The sequence below is a fragment of the Inquilinus sp. genome (genome assembly GCF_057815775.1).
Map to the genome: position 1 here is coordinate 1 of NZ_JBYRFX010000491.1, position 5,106 is coordinate 5,106.

7 protein-coding genes are annotated in these 5,106 nt (G+C 67.2%); 5 read left to right on the forward strand and 2 right to left on the reverse strand.

Annotated features, from left to right (window positions below; all coding sequences use genetic code 11):
• A partial coding sequence (locus AC3XYG_RS17425) for a hypothetical protein (RefSeq protein WP_489141117.1) occupies positions 1-408 on the reverse strand: 408 nt, incomplete at its 3' end.
• Between the two features lie 309 nt (positions 409-717).
• On the opposite strand from AC3XYG_RS17425, the gene AC3XYG_RS17430 reads away from it, so the two are divergent.
• Genes AC3XYG_RS17430 through AC3XYG_RS17450 form a run of 5 tightly spaced genes read left to right on the forward strand, consistent with a single transcriptional unit; the run spans position 718 to position 4,398 of the window.
• Positions 718-1,437: a GntR family transcriptional regulator gene (locus tag AC3XYG_RS17430; protein WP_489141118.1), complete on the forward strand. Its 720-nt coding sequence runs from the start codon at positions 718-720 to the stop codon at positions 1,435-1,437.
• A gap of 49 nt (positions 1,438-1,486) precedes the next feature.
• Positions 1,487-2,170, forward strand: coding sequence for an amino acid ABC transporter permease (locus tag AC3XYG_RS17435; protein ID WP_489141119.1), 684 nt, complete (start codon positions 1,487-1,489; stop codon positions 2,168-2,170).
• Positions 2,171-2,180: 10 nt separating this feature from the next.
• A complete protein-coding gene (locus AC3XYG_RS17440; protein ID WP_489141120.1) occupies positions 2,181-2,843 on the forward strand; it encodes an amino acid ABC transporter permease in 663 nt (220 codons plus the stop codon).
• The gene (locus AC3XYG_RS17445) at positions 2,818-3,546 is read left to right on the forward strand and encodes an amino acid ABC transporter ATP-binding protein (protein WP_489141121.1); all 729 of its coding nucleotides are present in this window, start codon (positions 2,818-2,820) and stop codon (positions 3,544-3,546) included. The genes AC3XYG_RS17440 and AC3XYG_RS17445 overlap by 26 nt, the downstream gene beginning before the upstream one ends.
• Before the next feature lie 57 nt (positions 3,547-3,603).
• Positions 3,604-4,398 carry a transporter substrate-binding domain-containing protein gene (locus tag AC3XYG_RS17450; RefSeq protein ID WP_489141122.1) on the forward strand — a complete coding sequence of 265 codons (795 nt, stop codon included), beginning with the start codon at positions 3,604-3,606 and terminating at the stop codon, positions 4,396-4,398.
• 164 nt (positions 4,399-4,562) lie between these two features.
• On the opposite strand, the gene AC3XYG_RS17455 is transcribed toward AC3XYG_RS17450, so the two are convergent.
• A partial coding sequence (locus tag AC3XYG_RS17455) for a YihY/virulence factor BrkB family protein (protein WP_489141123.1) occupies positions 4,563-5,106 on the reverse strand: 544 nt, incomplete at its 5' end.

Sequence of the window (5,106 nt, forward strand, 5' to 3'; positions counted from 1 at the left end):
CGCGGCGGCTGCGGCCTTGGCGGCGGCGGCGGGCGACGATGCCTTTGCCGCCATGCCACGGATGCTCTGCGCCATCTCGGCGGCCGATTCCTTCCAGTTGGCCGGGCCGGCGTCCAGCACGTCGGTCGCGGCCTCCTCGACGATCTGGTCGATCAGCACGCCCGAATCGCGCGCCCCGGACCAGGAGGCGGCCAGACGGCCGTCGCTGTCGCGGATTTCGGTCCAGCGGAAGGTCTGCCGTTCCTCGTCGGTCAGGATGCGCTCGACCCGCGCGAACATGCCGCTCACCGACCGGGCCCAGCCCGCGGGCAGCGTGGCCAGCTGGTCCCGCACCCTGGCATCCGCACGCGCGCCGCAACTCTTCAGCATCTGCCGCAACCGCTGATGGGCACGCTGTTTCACCGCCATTGTTTTCGCTCTCCCTTGCCTGCGCCCCGGCGCGTTGCTCCCGTCTTGTCAGGGGCGCCACGATCCTTCGACCTTTTAATCAAATGACCTTACGCCGCGGAATTCAAGTCGCACCCTGTCGCGGATCGCGATTCTTTCGATCGATTCCGCCGGAAGCCGCAGAAACCCTGGACCTTTGCATGACGGCCCAGAAGGCTTGAACAACTGATATTTTAGTATACGCTGCATATCAGAAATACGCGACGCGGTGATGCAATGCGAGGCGCGGTGCTCGGTGGGGAGGATGAGACAACGACGGGCCGGCGGCGCATGCCGCGGTCGTCGCGGCTCGATGCGCTCGCGCACGGGCAACCCCACACCGCCTCCTTCCTGATTCGCCGGGCCCTGCGCGCCGACATCATCGCGCTGCGCCTCAAGCCCGGCGTGCCGCTGGTGGAGAAGGAGATCGCCGAGACCTACGGCGTCAGCCGCACCCCGGTGCGCGAAGCCGTGCTGCGCCTCGCCGATGAAGGGCTGGTCGACATCTTTCCGCAATCCGGCACCTTCGTGTCGCGCATCCCGGTCCACGCCCTGCCCGAGGCGATCATCATCCGCAAATCGTTGGAGGAGACGACGGCGCGGATGGCGGCCGAACGAGCCAGCCGCAGCCAGATCGCCGGCTTGCGTGCCGTGATGGAGCGGCAGCGCGAGATGGCGGCGGCCGACGATCGTGACGGCTTCCACCAGGCCGACGAGGCGTTCCACGCCGGCGTGGCCGACGCCGCGGGCTATCCCGGCATCTGGACGCTGGTGCAGCAGGTCAAGCTGCAGGTCGACCGTTACCGGCGGCTGACCCTGCCCGAGGACGGGCGGCTGCCGCGGGTGATCTCCGAACACGACGCCATCCTGGCGGGGATCGAGGCGCATGACCCCGACCGCGCCGCGGCGGGGATGGGCGGGCATCTCGGGGCGCTGCTGGCCGAGATCGGCGGGGTCCAGGGCCACAACCCAGACTACTTCGTCGATGCGGCCCGGCCGCAAGGCTTCTGAACGAACCAACCAGCCGGACACGGCAGATGCAGGGAGGACGGACGGCCCGATGATCTACGAGTTCGATTTCGGCAGCCTGGTCGAATACTGGCCGTCCTTCCTGCACGGCGCGCTGATGACGCTGGAGATGACGGCGGTCGCCACCATCCTCGGCCTTGCCATCGGCGTGGTCCTGGCCATCGGCCGGCGCGGCCGGTCACGATGGATTGCCCGGCTGTGCGGCGCCTATGTCGAGATCGTCCGCAACACGCCCTACCTGATCCAGATCTTCTTCCTGTTTTTCGGCCTGTCCAGCGCCGGTCTCCGCCTGCCGATCTTCTTCGCCGCGGTGCTGACCATGGTGATCAATGTCGGCGCCTACACCGCGGAAATCGTGCGCGCCGGCATGGACACCGTGCCCCCCGGCCAGGTCGAGGCGGCCCAGGCGCTGGGCCTGTCGACGCCGCAGATCTACTGGGACGTGATCCTGCGGCCGGCGCTGGAGCGGGTGTACCCGGCGCTGACCAGCCAGTTTGTGCTGATGATGCTGTCCTCCTCCGTCACCTCGCAGATCTCGGCGGAGGAGCTGACGGCGGTCGCGAACAACATCCAGTCGGACACCTTCCGGCCGTTCGAGACCTACATCGTCGTCGCCCTGCTGTACCTGGCGATGGCGCTGCTGCTGAAGTTCGGCTTCCACCTGTTCGGCCAGGCGATCTTCCCGCGCCGCCGCCGGCTCGGCACCCCGCTGTAGGAGAGACCGAATGGGCGGTGCCTTCACCTTCAACCACCTGGTCTACCTGCTGCAGGGCGTGGTCTGGACCGTGGTGCTCTCGCTCCTGGCCTTCGGCCTGGGCGGCATCGCCGGCTTCGGCATCATGCTGCTGCGGATCTCCCGCCGGCGCTTCCTGCGCCGCCTCGGCTTCGTCTATGTCCAGGTCGTCCAGGGCACGCCGCTGCTGATCCTGCTGTTCCTGGGCTATTTCGGCCTGGGCATCGTCGGCATCGAGATCCCGCCGCTACTGGCCGCCGGGGTGTCGCTGATGATCTACACCAGCGCCTTCCTGGGCGAGATCTGGCGCGGCTGCGTCGAGGCGGTGCCGAAGACGCAGGGCGAGGCGGCCGAATGCCTGGCCCTGACCCGCTGGCAGACGCTGGTCGACGTGATCCTGCCGCAGGCGGCGCGCATCGCCACGGCGCCGACCGTCGGCTTCTTGGTCCAGGTGCTGAAAAGCACCTCGCTCGCCTCCGTGGTCGGCTTCGTCGAGCTTACCCGGGCGGCCCAGGTCATCAACAACTCGATCTTCCACCCGTTTCTCATCTTCGGCATCGCGGGGCTGTTCTACTTCGCCCTCTGCTACCCGCTGTCGCGCTGGAGCCGTTCGCTCGAAAGGAAGCTGAATGTCGGCCGTCGTCACGCTGCGTGATGTGCACAAGCGCTTCGGGGATCTCGAAGTGCTCAAGGGTGTGTCCTTCGAGGTCGCCAAGGGCGAGGTCATCGCCGTGATCGGCCGCAGCGGTTCGGGCAAGAGCACGGCGCTGCGCTGCGTCAACCGGCTGGAAACGATCCAGTCGGGCAGTATCGAGGTCTGCGGCCACCGGGTGGACTCGCCAGACCTGGACCTGCGTGCGCTGCGCCAGGACGTCGGCATGGTGTTCCAGAGCTACAACCTATTCCCCCACCTGACGGTGGAAGAGAACATCACCCTGGCGCCGCGCCGGGTGCGCGGCATCCGCGGTGCCGAGGCGCGCGAGCTGGCCCGCAGCGCGCTGGAGCGTGTCGGCCTGGGCGACAAGATCCAGTCCTATCCGGAACAGCTGTCCGGCGGCCAGCAGCAGCGAGTGGCGATCGCCCGGTCGCTGGCGATGAGCCCGCAGGTGATGCTGTTCGACGAGGTCACCTCGGCCCTCGACCCGCATCTGACGGGCGAGGTGTTGAAGGTGATGGAAAGCCTGGCCCGCGGCGGCATGACCATGCTGGTGGTCACCCATGAGATGGCATTCGCCCGCCGCGTCGCCAGCCGGATCATCTTCATGCATCAGGGCCGCGTCTGGGAAACCGGGCCGGGCGAGATGCTGGCAGCCCCCCGGACGGAAGAACTCCGCGACTTCCTGTCCAACGACCTCTGATTGCGGGATCGGCACCGGCCCGACACGCCGGACAACAATCGAAGAAGGGGAAACGTCATGACACGCAAGGATTTGCTGAAGGCCGCCGCCGCTGCTGCGGCGATGCTGTGGGTCGCAGCCGCCCCGGTGGCGCAGGCTGGCGGGCTGGACGACATCAAGGCCGCGGGGAAGGTGCGCATCGCCGTGGCGATGGGCGTGCCGCAATTCGCCTTCGTCGACGCCCAGCTGCAGCCGACCGGTTCGGACGTCGAAACCGCGAAGATGATCGCTAGGGATCTCGGGGTCGAACTAGAGCTGGTGCAGATCACCAACGCCGCCCGGGTGCCGACGATCCAGACCCACAAGGCCGATTTCCTGGTCGCCGACCTGGCGATCACCGATGAGCGCAAGAAGGCGGTGGATTTCACCATCCCCTACGCCACGCTGGCCATCGTCGTCGCCGGCACGTCGGGTGAGGCGGTGAAGGACTATGCCGACCTGGCCGGCAAGCGCATCGGCGTCACCCGCGCCACGGTGAACGACACGCTGGTCACCCAGAACGCCAAGGATGCCGAGATCGTCCGCTTCGAGGATGACGCGACGCTGATCACCGCCGCCGTGTCCGGCCAGGTGGACATCGTCTCGACCCAGAACGCCGTGGTCGAGGAGATGAACAAGAACCGGTCCGACAAGCTCGAGGTCAAGTTCCTGCAGAAGGAGCTGAATCTCGGCATCGCCCTGCCGAAGGGCGACACCGAGTTGAAGGCCTGGCTCGACAAGTGGATCACGACCCATTTCGCCGATGGCAGCCTGAACGCCACCTTCAAGAAGTTCCAGAACCGCGATTTGCCGGCCGATCTGCTGAGCCGCTGATCGGACGGGGCGCTGGCGGCGGCGGGCGGGGGGCCGCCGCCGCGTCAGGATTGCAGTGCTGGAAGCCTACACTTCACCGTCATCGCGAGGAGCGAAGCGACGCGGCGATCCAGAGATCGAGCCGCTGGATCGCCACGCGCCTGCGGGGCTCGCGATGACAGTTCTTAGACTTTGCCGTCTGGCAGTTCACCCGCGACCGAATGCTCGATCTCCCGCTCGATCTCGGAATTCAGTTCGGCGCCGACCAGGAAGATCACGGTCGACAGCCAGATCCAGGTCAGGAAGCCGATGACGGCGCCGAGCGAGCCGTAGGTCGCGCCGTAATTGCCGAAATTGGCGACGTACCAGGAAAACAGCATGGAGCCGCCGAGCCAGATTGTGGCGGCGATGATGCCGCCCCAGTTCAGCCAATGCTCGCGCCGCCCGCCCGGGCCGTAGCGGTAGACCAGAGTCAGCGCCAGGATGGTGACGGCGTACAGCGCCGGCCAGCGCAGGATCCAGACCAGCGTGCCGGCCATCGAACCGAGGCCGACGAAATTCAGCACGATCGGCACCGCGACCACGACCGCCAGCGCCACCGCGGCGAAGACGATGGCGCACAGGGTGAACAGCAGCGACACCGCGTTCAGCCGGATGAAGCCGCGCCGCTCCTCCTCGTCATAGGCGACGTTCAGCGCGTCGAACATCGCCTTGACCCCGGCATTGGCG